At 65.3% G+C, this 13,863-nt stretch carries 13 protein-coding genes and 2 tRNA genes; 8 read left to right on the top strand and 7 right to left on the bottom strand.

The annotated features are described in order from the left end of the window. Positions 1 to 33: 33 nt before the first annotated feature. Both NX782_RS04615 and NX782_RS04620 read right to left on the bottom strand, forming a co-directional pair. Complete coding sequence (locus NX782_RS04615; RefSeq protein WP_258844249.1) at positions 34 to 1,119, bottom strand: carbonic anhydrase; 1,086 nt, start codon at positions 1,117 to 1,119, stop codon at positions 34 to 36. 144 nt (positions 1,120 to 1,263) lie between these two features. Next, a complete protein-coding gene (locus NX782_RS04620; RefSeq protein WP_258844250.1) occupies positions 1,264 to 1,908 on the bottom strand; it encodes a VTT domain-containing protein in 645 nt (214 codons plus the stop codon). A gap of 133 nt (positions 1,909 to 2,041) precedes the next feature. On the opposite strand from NX782_RS04620, the gene NX782_RS04625 reads away from it, so the two are divergent. The 5 genes from NX782_RS04625 to NX782_RS04645 all read left to right on the top strand — a co-directional run bounded on the left by NX782_RS04625 (position 2,042) and on the right by NX782_RS04645 (position 6,291). Next, positions 2,042 to 2,986, top strand: a complete 945-nt coding sequence (locus NX782_RS04625) for a peptidylprolyl isomerase (protein ID WP_258844251.1) — start codon at positions 2,042 to 2,044, stop codon at positions 2,984 to 2,986. A 105-nt stretch (positions 2,987 to 3,091) separates the two neighbouring features. Next, positions 3,092 to 5,059: a DNA mismatch repair endonuclease MutL gene (gene mutL / locus NX782_RS04630; protein WP_258844252.1), complete on the top strand. Its 1,968-nt coding sequence runs from the start codon at positions 3,092 to 3,094 to the stop codon at positions 5,057 to 5,059. A 14-nt stretch (positions 5,060 to 5,073) separates the two neighbouring features. After that, on the top strand, positions 5,074 to 6,033 hold the full coding sequence (gene miaA, locus NX782_RS04635) for a tRNA (adenosine(37)-N6)-dimethylallyltransferase MiaA (RefSeq protein WP_258844253.1): 960 nt from the start codon (positions 5,074 to 5,076) through the stop codon (positions 6,031 to 6,033). Between the two features lie 43 nt (positions 6,034 to 6,076). Further along, a tRNA-Met gene (locus NX782_RS04640) sits at positions 6,077 to 6,153 on the top strand. Positions 6,154 to 6,214: 61 nt separating this feature from the next. Beyond that, a tRNA-Met gene (locus tag NX782_RS04645) sits at positions 6,215 to 6,291 on the top strand. Positions 6,292 to 6,532: 241 nt separating this feature from the next. Here the strand turns inward: NX782_RS04645 and NX782_RS04650 are convergent. Further along, a complete protein-coding gene (locus NX782_RS04650) occupies positions 6,533 to 7,708 on the bottom strand; it encodes a M42 family metallopeptidase (RefSeq protein ID WP_258844254.1) in 1,176 nt (391 codons plus the stop codon). 156 nt (positions 7,709 to 7,864) lie between these two features. Between NX782_RS04650 and NX782_RS04655 the strand changes: the two genes are divergently transcribed. Further along, positions 7,865 to 8,482: a hypothetical protein gene (locus NX782_RS04655; RefSeq protein ID WP_258844255.1), complete on the top strand. Its 618-nt coding sequence runs from the start codon at positions 7,865 to 7,867 to the stop codon at positions 8,480 to 8,482. Between the two features lie 19 nt (positions 8,483 to 8,501). Further along, positions 8,502 to 8,837 carry a DUF2004 domain-containing protein gene (locus NX782_RS04660; RefSeq protein WP_258844256.1) on the top strand — a complete coding sequence of 112 codons (336 nt, stop codon included), beginning with the start codon at positions 8,502 to 8,504 and terminating at the stop codon, positions 8,835 to 8,837. Here NX782_RS04660 and NX782_RS04665 read toward each other — a convergent pair. Further along, positions 8,834 to 9,742, bottom strand: a complete 909-nt coding sequence (locus tag NX782_RS04665; RefSeq protein ID WP_258844257.1) for a LysR family transcriptional regulator — start codon at positions 9,740 to 9,742, stop codon at positions 8,834 to 8,836. The two genes, NX782_RS04660 and NX782_RS04665, sit on opposite strands and share 4 nt — an antisense overlap. Positions 9,743 to 9,848: 106 nt before the next feature. Here NX782_RS04665 and NX782_RS04670 point away from each other — a divergent pair, with 106 nt between their 5' ends. Further along, positions 9,849 to 11,015, top strand: coding sequence for a mandelate racemase/muconate lactonizing enzyme family protein (locus NX782_RS04670; protein ID WP_258844258.1), 1,167 nt, complete (start codon positions 9,849 to 9,851; stop codon positions 11,013 to 11,015). On the opposite strand, the gene NX782_RS04675 is transcribed toward NX782_RS04670, so the two are convergent. Genes NX782_RS04675 through NX782_RS04685 form a run of 3 tightly spaced genes read right to left on the bottom strand, consistent with a single transcriptional unit; the run spans position 11,016 to position 13,803 of the window. Then, positions 11,016 to 11,333 (bottom strand): putative signal transducing protein, encoded by a 318-nt coding sequence (locus tag NX782_RS04675; protein ID WP_258844259.1) that lies wholly within the window; start codon positions 11,331 to 11,333, stop codon positions 11,016 to 11,018. It lies immediately after the preceding gene. 30 nt (positions 11,334 to 11,363) lie between these two features. Then, positions 11,364 to 12,632 carry a DUF445 domain-containing protein gene (locus NX782_RS04680; RefSeq protein ID WP_258844260.1) on the bottom strand — a complete coding sequence of 423 codons (1,269 nt, stop codon included), beginning with the start codon at positions 12,630 to 12,632 and terminating at the stop codon, positions 11,364 to 11,366. A 19-nt stretch (positions 12,633 to 12,651) separates the two neighbouring features. After that, the gene (locus tag NX782_RS04685) at positions 12,652 to 13,803 is read right to left on the bottom strand and encodes a CaiB/BaiF CoA transferase family protein (protein ID WP_258844261.1); all 1,152 of its coding nucleotides are present in this window, start codon (positions 13,801 to 13,803) and stop codon (positions 12,652 to 12,654) included. Positions 13,804 to 13,863 lie beyond the last annotated feature (60 nt).

The following is a 13,863-nucleotide window of genomic DNA, read 5'->3' on the forward strand; positions in this document are numbered from 1 at the left end:
CGTCGTTCCCGCGCAGGCGGGAACCCAAGTTGCTCAGTTCGATTCCTTGATCATCCGCCCGCTGGTCGGCTGCACCGGCCGCGCGTTCAGCGGATACAGCCGCGAGAACAGCGCCATCTGCGCCGGCGAGGCCTGGCGCGGCTGCTTGAACACCAGCCACAGCACGCCTTCGGTGCAGGGCGGCTCGGTCAGCGAACCCATGTAGGTGAAGTATTCGCGCTTCTCGGGCAGCGCGTCCATCGGATCGATCACGATCGAGGGCGCCACCACCTCGTTCTTTTCGAGCGGCAGGTTGTCCCAGATGGTCTGCATCAGGCTGTGCGGCTGGCCGCGCTCGAGCAGCACGGCAATGATCGCGATCTTGCCGTCATAGCTCTTGTGCACCAGGTGCATGACCATTTCCGTGCCCTTGCCGTTGATGCGCTCCTCCGACGGACGGTGGAAGTGGAACTGCTGCAGCTCGTAGGTCTGGTTGCCGACCGTGATGAAATTGCCGCCGCCGACCGTCACCTGGATGGTGTGGCCATTGTTCACCTCGTTGAACGAGGACGGGTGGTAGTCGAAACCGATCTGCTCGAGGTTGACCTTGATGCCGTCGCGCAGGTCGATCGGCGACTGGCGGTTGCCCATGCCGCACTTGGCCCAATCGACATTGATCTTGGACCAGTTGGCCGGGCCAAGTTCGCCCTCATAGGACCAGACGGTGCCACGCTTGGGCGTGGCGGCCAGGATCGCGGCCGCGGCGGCGGCCTTCTCTTCCTCGCGGCGCTTGGCCTCGGCGGCTTTCTTCGCGCGCACGGCGGCCGTGGCGCGCGCCTGCTGGCGTTCGCGCAATTCGGCGAGGCGCTCGGCGATCTTGGCCGAGAGCGCGACTTCGGCTTCCTGCTCCTTGTCGTCTTCGACCGGTGCCGGTGCGGCTTTCCTGGCCGGGCTTTCTTTCTTGATCGATGCCGATTCCTTGGCCGCTTCCTTGGCCATCGCTTCCTTGCTCGGCAGGGAGAGCGAGGCGGGCTTCGACACGGAGGCCGCCAGTTTGGCTGCTGCGGCGGGAGCAGGATCGTTCGCGCTTGCGCTCAGGACGACGCAGCTGCAAGCGATCAGGGCGATCAGGTTACGCATGGGATTCCAGTAGTGTTGCTGTCCCCTGCTTTATCGGCGTGGTTCACCGTAAACTTGAGTCCATGCGGCAACTTGAGCCGGAGTAATAAAACAAAACGCGCCGGCAATGCGGCGCGTTTTGCGAGGATGGCAATGCTTGATGGCTCAGCGGCTCATCATGCGGCGGCCGAACTTGTAGATGCCGCCCAGCGCCAGCGGCACCACGGCCGCGCCGACGCCGACCAGCACGATCGCCGTCAGGTGGTCGCGCACCAGCGGGATATTGCCGAAGAAGTAACCCGCGGTCACCAGGCCGGCCACCCACAGCACGGCGCCGGTAATGTTGAACATCTGGAAGCGCGCATGGGTCATGTCCGAGACGCCGGCCACGAAAGGCGCGAAGGTGCGGACCACCGGCACGAAGCGCGCCAGGATGATGGTCTTGCCGCCGTGCTTTTCGAAGAAGTCATGGGTACGCTGCAGCGCGTCCTTGTTCAGCCAGCGGTAGTCGTGGGTGAAGACCCGATGCCCGATCGCCCCGCCGATGTAGTAATTCAGTGTATTGCCGGTCACGGCCGCGATAATCAGCAGCAGCATCAGGAGCGGATAACTCATCTCGCCGGTGGCGCAGAAGGCGCCGGCGATGAACAGCAGCGTATCGCCCGGGAAGAAGAACAGGACCACGAGGCCGGTCTCGCAGAACACGATCGCGAACAGGACCGCATAGACATACACGCCGTAGGTGGCCAGCAGGTCGCCAAGGGTTTTATCGACATGGAGAATCATGCCGAAAAGTTGCATCAGATCCATAATCATCCTAAATGGTAGCGCCGAATGATACCACCAGTACGTACCGGGAAAATGGCTGGATCGTCAACTTCGCAGAGAGAATTTGCACTTTCCGGATTACAATCTTTAGAACAAGAACGACAAGGAGAGACAGATGGCTTACCCGAAGCTCCACCGTGGCATCGTGCTGGGCATGGCGGCCCTGCTGGCGACGAACGCCGGCGCCGCCGCTGCGCAAAAAAAGACCGAAAAGGAATTGCCGCCGAAACCCAGCGTCGGCGACGTGCTGAAGGCTTCGAAAGCGGCCGACTGGCGCCCGCTGGACCCGGAAAATACGCTGTACCTGGAACTGCCGGCCGGGCGCGTGGTCATCGAACTGGCGCCGGCCTTCGCCCCGAACCACGCCAAAAATATCAAGGCGCTGGCGCGCGAGCGTTATTACGACGGCCTGGCGATCATCCGCTCGCAGGACAACTTCGTCGTGCAATGGGGCGACCCGCACGAGGACGACGACAAGGTCCGCAAGGTCAAGGACGCGCAGAAAACCCTGCCGGCCGAATTCACCGTGCCCTTGTCGAACGATAAACAGTTCGTGCGCATGCGCGACGTCGACGGCTTCGCGCCGCAGATCGGCCACTCGAACGGCTTTCCGGTCGGGCGCGATCCGAAGGCCGGCCAGACCTGGCTGACGCACTGCTACGGCATGGTCGGCGTCGCCCGCGGCAACGAGTCGGACAGCGGCGGCGGCACCAGCCTGTACGTGGTCACCGGCCAGGCGCCGCGCCAGCTGGACCGCAACATCACCGTGGTCGGCCGCGTCGTGGCCGGGATGCCGCTGCTGTCGACGCTGCCGCGCGGCCCGGCGCCGATGGGCTTTTACGACAAGCCGGAGCTGCAGGTGCCGATCGCCGCGGTGAAGGTCGCCGCCGACGTGCCGGACGCCGAGCGCACCCACCTCGAAGTGATGCGCACCGACAGCGCCACCTACCAGGCCGTCCTCGACGCCCAACGCAATCGCGGCGGCCCGTGGAACAAGGTCTCGCCCAACTACCTGGATCTCTGCAACGCGCAGATTCCGGTGCGAGAGCAAAAGCCATAGCACGTCATTCCCGCGTAGGCGGGAATCCATACGCCGTCTCATCAGTGCCTCAGTATGGGTTCCCGCCTCCACGGGAACGACAGTGAATAACGCTATAATTTGCGGATGAACGCCCCGGCCCCCACCCACCGTCCCATCCAGCAGCTTCCCGACCAGCTCATCTCGCAGATCGCCGCCGGCGAAGTCGTCGAGCGGCCCTCGGCCGTGGTCAAGGAATTGCTGGAAAACGCGCTCGACGCCGGCGCCACCCAGATCACGATCCGCCTTGAGGAAGGCGGCGTCAAGCGCATCGCCATCACCGACAACGGCAAAGGCATTCCGCCAGAAGAACTGCCGCTCGCGCTGGCCCGCCACGCGACCTCGAAGATCGCCTCGCTGACCGACCTCGAGAACGTGAACACGCTGGGCTTCCGCGGCGAGGCGCTGGCCTCGATCGCCTCGGTGGCGGCGGTGTCGATCACCTCGCGCACGGCAGACGCGCCGCACGCCTGGGAGATCGTCGGCTCGCACCAGGGCACGGTCTCGCCCTCGTCCGGCGCCTTCGGCACCACGATCGACGTGCAGGACCTGTACTTCAACACGCCGGCGCGCCGCAAGTTCCTGAAATCCGAGCAGACGGAGTACGGCCACTGCGCCGAAGTCGTGCGCCGCATCGCGCTGGCGCGTCCGGACGTGTCCTTCAGCCTGACGCACAACGGCCGCACCATCGATCACTGGAACGTCAGCGAGCCGGCCAAGCGCAGCGCCCAGATCCTCGGCAACGACTTCGCCGAAGCGCGCCTGCAGCTCGATGAAAGCGCCGGCCCGCTGCGCCTGCACGGCTACGTCGGCCTGCCGACCGCCTCCAAAGCCCGCGCCGACGGCCAGTTCTTCTACGTGAACGGCCGCTTCGTGCGCGACAAGCTGCTGGTCCACGCCGTGAAAGCCGCCTACGAGGACGTGCTGCACGGCGACCGCTTCCCCAGCTATGTGCTGGCGCTGGAGCTGGACCCGGCCATGGTCGACGTCAACGTGCACCCATCGAAGATCGAGGTGCGCTTCCGCGACAGCCGCGCGGTCCACCAGTTCGTATTCCACGCGGTGCAGCGCGCGCTGGCCCAGACCTCGGCCACCGCGCACGGCAACGCGCCGGCACCGGTCAGCGCGGCCGAGATCGCGGCGTCTAGCGGCTCCTCGGGCGCGTCCTGGGGCGGCGGCTTTGGACGGGAGTCCGGCAATAGCGGCGGCGGCACGCCGTCCTGGCGCCGTCCGCACGAGCAGACCTCGTTCGGCTCGCAGCTGACGCCAGCCTCGCCCTACGCCTCGAGCTATTCGCCCTCGTCCGGCGGCAGCGGCGGCGGCGTGGCACAGCGCACCGAAAGCTATGGCGCCCTGTTCACCGGCCTGCGCGACAGCGATACGGCGACGGCATCCCGGCCCGCGCCCTCGGGCTTCGAGCTGCCGGTCCCGAACACCGTGCCGCCCGCCTCGGACGACGACTTCCCGCTCGGCTTCGCCCTGGCCCAGCTGCACGGCATCTACATCCTGGCGCAGAACCGCAAGGGCCTGGTGCTGGTCGACATGCACGCGGCCCACGAGCGCATCCTGTACGAGCAGCTCAAGAACGCGCTCGACGCCCAGGCCGGCGGCGAGCAGATGCAGGTGCAGCAGATGCTGATCCCGGTGACCTTCTTCGCCGACGCCGTCGAAGTCGGCACCGCCGAGGAAAATCGCGAGACGCTGCAGGCGCTCGGCTTCGACATCGCCGCGGTCTCGCCGACCACGCTGGCGGTGCGCGCGGTACCGATCCTGCTGAAGAACGCCGATGCCCAGACGCTGGCGCGCGACGTCCTGCGCGACGTGCGCGAATACGGCGGCTCGCGCGTGCTGATCGAGCGCCGCAACGAACTGCTCGGCACCCTCGCCTGCCACACGGCAGTGCGCGCCAACCGTATCCTCAGCGTGCAGGAAATGAACGCCCTGCTGCGCCAGATGGAAGCCACCGAACGCGCCGACCAATGCAACCACGGCCGCCCGACCTGGGTGCAGCTGGAGATTTCCGCGCTCGACAAGCTGTTCCTGCGCGGGCAGTAAGCCTTTATTTATTTATGACTGCGAATCACAAATCGATGGCCGTGGCCATCATGGGCCCGACCGCGTCCGGCAAGACCGCCGCCGCTTTGGCCATCGCCCGGCAGATGCCGGTCGAGATCATCTCGGTCGACTCGGCCCTGGTCTACCGCGGCATGGACATCGGCACCGCCAAGCCGACGGCCGAAGAACTGGCCAGCGTGCCGCACCACCTGATCGACATCATCGACCCGCTCGAGTCCTATTCGGTGATGCAGTTCCGCGAAGACGCGATCCGGCTGGTGGCCGAGATCCAGGCGCGCGGCAAGCTGCCGCTGCTGGTCGGCGGCACGATGATGTACTTCAAGGGCCTGGTCGACGGCCTCGACGACCTGCCGACCGCCGATGCCGACGTCCGCGCCCGCATCGACGCCGAAGCCGCGCGCATCGGCTGGCCCGGCATGCACGCGAAGCTGCGCGCACTCGATCCGGTGACCGCGGACCGGCTTGCGCCGAACGACGCCCAGCGCATCAACCGCGCGCTGGAGATCATCGAACTGTCGGGCAAGCCGATGTCCGAGCTGCTGGCGCGGCGCGAAAAGACCGTGCTGCCTTTCGAGCTGCTCTCGTTTGCGCTGGAACCATCGGACCGCGCAGTGCTCCACGAACGCATCGCGCTGCGCTTCGAGCAGATGCTGGGCGAACGCGACGATGCCGGCATCGTGGCCGAGACAGCCGGCCTGCGCGCACGCGGCGACCTGCATCTGGGCCTCCCGGCTATGCGCTGCGTCGGCTACCGCCAGAGCTGGGAATACCTCGACGGCCTATACGACCGCAGGCAGCTGCGCGAGAACGGCATCGTCGCCACGCGCCAACTGGCCAAGCGCCAGCTGACCTGGCTGCGCTCGATGCCGGAGCGGATCGTCATCGATTGCCTGGCGTCCGATGCGACGGCGCAACTTCTAGCCACACTGGACAAGCACATTCGAAGCGCGTAACCTTGACAGTCTTGGGTGCTGACGGCATAATGCAACCCGTTTTGGTGATATAGCTCAGCTGGTTAGAGCACAGCACTCATAATGCTGGGGTCGGTGGTTCAAGTCCACCTATCACCACCAAGTTTCCGCGAGATGGCTTGGCTTTCAAAAGGCTAAGCCATTTTGTTTTAGTACCAGTTTCGGTGATATAGCTCAGCTGGTTAGAGCACAGCACTCATAATGCTGGGGTCGGTGGTTCAAGTCCACCTATCACCACCAGAATAGCAGTAGAAAAAAAGCCGCCGGTTCTTGCGAATCGGCGGCTTTTTTCTTTGCCTGACAGGCGCGGTCACAGACTTTACTCGACCGCGCCTTCACAGATCTGCCGATGTGCATCCCACCTGCCGCCACGGTCCAGACAACGATCTATTTTCATCTCATTTCGCAACCATAGTCCCAGCACCGCCAGGACTGAGAGGATGAAAATGACAAGCGCGTCGCCTTGGCCGCATAGGGTCTCTCAACGTCCATCCGGCGCAAAATCTCGAATCCGCCTTACCTCCGCCGCATCCAGCTTCTTCAGCATCGCCACCACCAGCTCCACCATCTGATCGAAATCCCGCCGATTCATGATCCCGTTATGCGCATGCGTATAACGCACCGGCACCACCAGATTCACGGTCGGCACCCCGCCATGGCTCTTCTGGATCTCGGCCGAATCGTCGCCATACCCCTGCACCAGATCGAGCTGCAGCGGCAGTTTGCGCTCAGCCGCGGTCTGCTTCACGAACGCCGTCAGCTTCCGGTTCGGCAGCGCCGACGAGTCGTACAGGAAGATGCCCGGTCCCGCGCCCAGTTTCACCTGGGTCTCTTCCGGATGGCCCGGAAACACGTCGCCGGTAATCCCGCCTTCGAGGGCGATACCGAGGTCCGGCTTCACGACTTCTGCCGCCGTGTGCGCACCGCGCAGGCCGATCTCTTCCTGGGTCGTGATCACCCACGCGATCTGGTTCGGATGCGGCTCATTGGCCAGGCGGCGCATGGCCTCGACGATGACGGCGCAGCCGACGCGGTCGTCCCAGCCCTTGCCGAGATAGTTCTGGGTGCCGTTCAGGATTTCGAAGGGCGCATCGGGGACGATCGGATCGCCCGGCGAGATGCCCATCGCGCGCACCTCGGCCTCGTTGGCCGCGCCGACGTCGAGGAACAGCGAATCGCGCGGATAGACCTTGGTCCGCTCTTCCGCCGGCACCACGTGCACGTCGCGGATGCCGGTCACCGCCTTCACCGGTCCCTTGCTGGCGATGATGACCCAGCGCTGGTCCGGCAGCGCCTGGTCGAGCCAGCCGCCCAGCATCTGCATGGTCAGCAGGCCGTTGGGCGTGACGCGGCGGACCATGCCGCCCAGTTCGTCCATGTGGGCGTCGACCATGATCTTCGGACCGGTAGTACCCTGCGTAGCGATGATCGAACCCATGCCGTCGTAGCTCAGCGAGCTGGCCAGCGGCTTCATCATCCCGACCAGCAGTGCGCGTACCGGCTCCTCGAAGCCCGGCGGCCCGGCGGCATCGGCCAGTTTTTGCAGGGTTTCCGCAGTACGATCAGGGATGGGTGCGGCAGCGATGGCAGTGCAGGAAGCGGCCAGCAGCGCGATGGCAGCGGCGATGGAGGTGGCAAGGTCGCGGGTCGGGTTCACTTGGCGGTCTCGTTATCGTTGTGTGGCGGCGAAATGCCGGTCTGGGCAGTATGCCAAGAAAAGACGAAAATGTATGCCGGCCTCTGCGTGAGTATTGCCGCATTTCCCAATGGAAATTTTTTGTAAAATAGCGGCTCCCCGGCATTGGAGACGACCATGCAACGACGCCTCTTCCTTTTCCTTGGCGCCCTGTTCCTGAAGAATGGCGCCATCGCCGCGCCCGGTGCACCGCGTGCGCAGGTTAAGCGCTCCGCCTCCTACGCGTCGGCACGCGCCATCCTGATGCTCCCCAAGGACAAGAGTTCATGGACGCGCTACATCCAGCGCGACGAGCATGCCGCCGAATTCCTGTGGACCGGCAATGGCGATGCCGTCGACCGCTGGAACGAACAATTCGCCGGCAAGCTGGGCGTGCCGCCCGTCGCTTTTAGCGTCGAAGGCAAAAAGGAAAACGTCTACCTCGCGCATCGCGGACGCAGGCTGCGGGCCCCGGTCAAGCACGACCGCAACGACGACATGGTGGTGCTGCTGACCCTGAACCGCCTGGTAAAAGGCATCGCCGAAATCCGCTTTTGCGTCGATTCCTATCACGCCAGCGAGCTGGCCTTCCTGGCCATGCCGCCCGCCGAATGGGCCGCGCTGGAAGCGGAATTCAGCGCATCGGCCGTCGCCTACCGCTTCATGCCCCTGCCCGATACAATGACCAGATTCTGGCCGCGCCTGCGAAAGACTTCGGATGAGGTGCACGCGCGGCCCTACAATCGCCATACCTGAACACTGAAAGCGCACGCCCATGACCGACCAAGCCGCCGAATTGTCCCGCCGCGAGAGCGCCGCACGCCAGGCCATCAAGAACGGTTTCGACATGGAGGACGAGGAATCCGGCGTCGCCATGTTCGTCGCCTTCCATTTGGAAGAGCTGCCGTCCGACTACTGGCAACAGCATCTGCACACGGCCCGCCCCGATCCGTCCGCCGTGCTCGACATTCTCGAACTGCATGCGCACTGGGGCGAAAGCGATGAGATGGAATACCTCGATTTCACCCTGCCGGGCAAGGTCACCGACTATGTCGTCAGCGTGCGCTTCGATGGCAAGGGCAAGATCGTTGAGATTTCGATGGAGAGCTAGGCCGGCTGGCGAAAATGCTCGACCAAAAAATCAATAAACGCCCGCGTACGCGCCGCCTGATTCCGCCGGTTCAGGTAATACACAAACAAATCCGCCGACGGCAGCCGGTACTGCGGCAGCACGATGTGCAGGCGTCCGCTGTCCACATACTTCGCCAGGTCCCATTCCGAACGCACCAGGATGCCGTGTCCATCCAGTGCCCAGCCGAGCACGATGTCGCCGTCGTTGCTCGACAGCGCGCCATGCACCTTCACCGTCTCGCTGTGTTCTTCCCCTTCGCCTGAATAAAAGCGCCAGACGCCGTGCGCCTCGTCGTTCTGGCGGTGCACGATGCAGCGGTGCCGGGCCAGGTCGGCCAATGAAGACGGCGTGCCGTGCCGCTGCAAATACAAAGGAGACGCGCACAGGAAACGGCGATTGCTCATCACCCGGCGCGCGTTCAGGCGCGTGTCCGGCAGCGCGCCGAAGCGGATCGCCAGGTCGTAGCCGCTGTCGACCAGGTCGACCGGGCGGTCCGTCACTTCCATCTGCACCTCGACCTGCGGGTAGCGCTTGGCGAATGCGGAGACGATGGGCGCGATCGTCGTGCGCCCGAAGCCGAGGGTGGCATTCACGCGCAGCAGCCCCTTGGGCGCGGCGCGGCCGCTGGCGACGGCGTCTTCCATTTCGCGAATCGACGCAAGAATGCGCGTCGCATGCGTCAGATAAGTCTCGCCTTCGCCCGTCAGGCTGATGCGGCGCGTGGTGCGGTTCACCAGCCGCACGCCCAGCCGCGCCTCCAGTTGGGCCAGGCGCTTGGTGGCCGCCGGCGGCGTCAGGTCGAGCGCGCGTGCGGCCGCGGCCAGGCTGCCGTGGCGGGCCACCAGCACGAAGAATTCCATGTCGAGGGTGCTGTCCGGCCGCATGCGATTATTCACTCCAGGTTAATAATGATTTCATTCCTGGGAAATTATAGACGTGGCCGCGGCGACTAAGCTGATGGCTTCAAAGACCCACACGCAGGCAGCCACCATGAGAATCGTCGAGATCCGCGAACAGACCCTCCCCATCAGCTCTTCCATCCGCAACGCCTACATCGACTTCAGCAAGATGACGCTGAGCCTGGTGGCCGTGATCACCGACGTCATCCGCGACGGCAAGCCGGTGGTCGGCTACGGCTTCAATTCGAACGGCCGCTATGGCCAGGGCACGCTGATGCGCGAGCGCTTCATTCCGCGCGTGCTGGAAGCCGATCCAGGCAGCCTGGTCGACGACAGCGGCAGCAACCTCGACCCGCACAAGATCTGGGCCGCGATGATGACCAACGAGAAGCCGGGCGGCCACGGCGAGCGCTCGGTGGCGGTCGGCACCATCGACATGGCGGTGTGGGATGCGGTGGCCAAGATCGCAGGCCTGCCGCTGTTCCAGCTGCTGGCGGACCGCTACGGCAATGGCCGGCCCGAGCGCAAGGTCTTCGTGTACGCGGCCGGCGGCTATTACTATCCGGGCCAGGACTATACGAAGCTGAAGGACGAGATGCGCAGCTACATCGACCGCGGCTACACGGTCGTCAAAAAGAAGATCGGCGGCGCATCGCTCGACGAGGACCTGCGCCGCATCGACGCGATCCTCAGCGTACTCGGAGATGGCCAGAAGCTGGCGGTCGACGCCAACGGCCGCTTCGACCTCGACACCGCGATCCGCTATGCGAAGGCGCTGTCGCAGTACGACCTGTTCTGGTACGAGGAAGCCGGCGACCCGCTCGACTTCGAGCTGCAGGCGCTGCTCCGCAACTACTACGACAAGCCGATGGCGACCGGCGAGAACCTGTTCTCGATGCAGGACGCGCGCAACCTGATCCGCTACGGCGGCATGCGCCCGGACCGCGACTGGCTGCAGTTCGACTGCGCGTTGTCGTACGGCCTGGTCGAATATCTGCGCACGCTGGACATGCTGCACCAGCACGGCTGGTCGCGCACGCGCTGCATCCCGCACGGCGGCCACCAGATGTCATTGAACATCGCGGCCGGCCTGGGCCTGGGCGGCAACGAGTCCTATCCGGACCTGTTCCAGCCTTTCGGCGGCTTTCCGGATGGGGTGAAGGTCGAAAACGGTTTTGTGACGATGCCGGACCTGCCGGGTATCGGCTTCGAGGGTAAGTCGGATTTGTATCGGGAGATGCAGAAGCTGTCGGCTTGATCAGTTGCCACTGACGTCGCTGTCCTCATCGAGCGCGAACTCGCCGCGCTCGAACGCCGCCAGCACCGCCTGCGCCTGCACCAGGTAATCCGCCGGCACCAGGATGCGCACGCCGCCCAGCGCCGGCGCCAGCAGCAGGTCGGTCTGCACCAGGTGGGCGTCGGCCAGCACCGCCGGGATGCCGGACGCCACCAGGCAGCCCTGCACCAGGCTGGCTTCCATCGGGATCAGGTAACGCGCCAGCTCGAGCAGGTCGCGGCCGGGCAGCAGTTCGGCCTCCGGCGTGCCGGCCAGCAGTGCATTCAATGCTTGTGTCATGACGGCTCCTGAAGATCGACGGCGTTGCGCTCATCTTAGCAGCATCGGCAGCGCGGACAGCAGGTAGAGCACGACGCCAATCAGGCCGCCGACCACGGTGCCGTTGATGCGGATGTACTGCAAATCCTTGCCGATGTTGAGTTCGACCTGCTCCGACATCTCGCGGCTGTCCCAGTTCTTGACGGTGTCGGCGATGTGGCGCGTCAGGAAGCCCGCGAACTCGGGCGCCGCGCCGCGCGCCGCCAGCTCCAGGTTCTCGTTGAGCGAGGCGCGCAGCGCAGGGTCTTCGGCCAGCGTGCGTCCGACCCAGGCGCCGGTCGCTTCCAGGCGCCGGCGCAGGGTCGAATCCTCCTTGTCGAGGTCGGCCTTGATCCAGGCTTTCAGGTCGCTCCACAGCGAGCCGAGATAGCCGTTCAAGGTCTCGTCGCCGATCAGGTAGCGCTTGATGTCCTCGCCCTTTTGCTCGAACGCCGGGTCGCTCTGCAGGCGCGCGATGAAGTCGCCGGTGAAGGCGTCGAAGCGCTGGCGCAGCGGGTGCTGCGGGTCTTCGCTGACGCGTTTCAGGATGCCGGCCGCCAGCTTGACGGTGATGTCCGCGCCCTTCCGGCCGATCAGCTCCGAAGGCAGCATCTTTTCCATGAAAGCGTATTCCTCGCGCAGCCAGTCGACGATGCCCTGGGCGATGAGCTCCTGGGTGTCTTCGTTGGCGAGCAGCTTCGCCAGCTGCAGGATGCCTTCGTCGAGCAGCTCCTGGTGGCGGCCGTCGCGCGTCACGCTTTCCAGGATCGTTCCCGCCGTCTTCGACAGATCGACGCCCTGGATCATGCCGTGCACGGCGCGGCGCACGAAGTTCTGCACCGCCGCATCCTCGATGAAGTCGAGCGCCCAGCCGGCGGTCCGCACCAGGTAGCGGCCCAGCTGCTGCGTGTTTTCCGGATGCGTGAGCCAGTCGGCCACCTTCTGCGCCGGGTCGTGGCGCTGGATCAGGCGCACGATGGAATCCGTGTCGAGGAATTTCTCGTGCACGAAGGCTGCCAGGTTGTCGGCGATGCGGTGCTTGTTGGCCGGGATGATCTCGGTGTGGCGCGAGACGAAGGGAATCGGGATGCGCCGGAACAGCGCGGCCACCGCGAACCAGTCGGCCAGCGCGCCGACCATCGCGGCTTCGGCGAAGGCCTTCAGCAGGCCGGTCCACCAGTTCGGGGGTAAAAACAGCGACAGCACGAACAGCGCTGCCGCGCCGGCAAAGAAGGATAGCGCCAGCTGCTTCGACTGGCGCAATTCCGCGGTTTTATTCATGCCGCCATGTTAGCCCAGCCTAGAGGACGCCGGCGCGCCGCAGCGCCTCCACGCTGGCCGCGCTCCAGCCCCAATCCGCCAGCACCGCGGCGCCATCCTGGCCGGGGCTGGACGGCGCCGGGCCGATCTCGGCCTGGGTGCGCGAGAAGCGCGGTGCCGGCGCCGGCTGGGTCACGCCATCGCGTTCGACGAAAGTGCCGCGCGCCGCATTGTGCGGATGCCGCGGCGCTTCCGCCATGTCGAGCACGGGCGCGAAGCAGACGTCGGTCCCCTCCAGCAGTTCGGACCATTCGGCGCGGGTGCGGGTGGCGAACAGTGCGGCGAACTTGCGCTTCAGCTCCGGCCAGTCGGCCTGGCGCCACTGCTTGCCGAACTGCGGGTCCTGCATGCCCGTCAGTGCCAGCAGCTCGGCGTAGAACTGCGGCTCGATGGCGCCGATCGAGATGAATTTTCCATCGGCGCAGGCATAGCAGTCGTAGAACGGCGCGCCGCCGTCGAGCAGGTTGGCTTCGCGCGCATCGCTCCAGGACCCGAAGGCGCGCAGCCCGTACATCATGGCACCGAGCAGCGCCGCGCCGTCCGTCATGGCGGCGTCGACCACCTGGCCCTTGCCGGAGTTCTTCGCTTCGAGGGCGGCGCAGACCACGCCGAAGGCCAGCATCATGGCACCGCCGCCGAAGTCGCCGACCAGGTTCAGCGCCGGCGCCGGCGGGCTATCCGCACGGCCCATCGCGTGCAGCATGCCGGACAGTGCCACGTAATTCAGGTCGTGCCCGGCCGCCTGCGACAAGGGCCCGGTCTGGCCCCAGCCGGTCACGCGGCCGTAGACCAGGCGCGGATTGCGTTCCAGGCAGCAGTCGGGCCCAAGTCCCAGCCTTTCCATGACGCCCGGCCGGAAGCCTTCGACCAGCACGTCGGCCTTGGCAATCAGGTCGAGCAGCAGCTGGCGTGCGCGCGGGTCCTTCAGGTCCAGTGCCAGGGAACGTCGCCCGCGCGCCATCACGTCGAACTTCGTGCCCAGCATCGGGTAAGGATTGGGCGCCTTCGGATCCGGCTTGCGGTCGATGCGGATCACGTCCGCGCCCATGTCGGCCAGCATCATCGCCGCGAAGGGGCAGGGGCCGATGCCGACCATTTCGATTACTTTTAATCCTGCTAACGGTCCTGCCATTCGATTCTCCACGTAGGGTGGGCACCCTGTGCCCACGCGGATACCGGCGGTACGCGTACG

The sequence above is a fragment of the Massilia norwichensis genome, assembly GCF_024753245.1.
GTDB lineage: Bacteria > Pseudomonadota > Gammaproteobacteria > Burkholderiales > Burkholderiaceae_D > Telluria > Telluria norwichensis.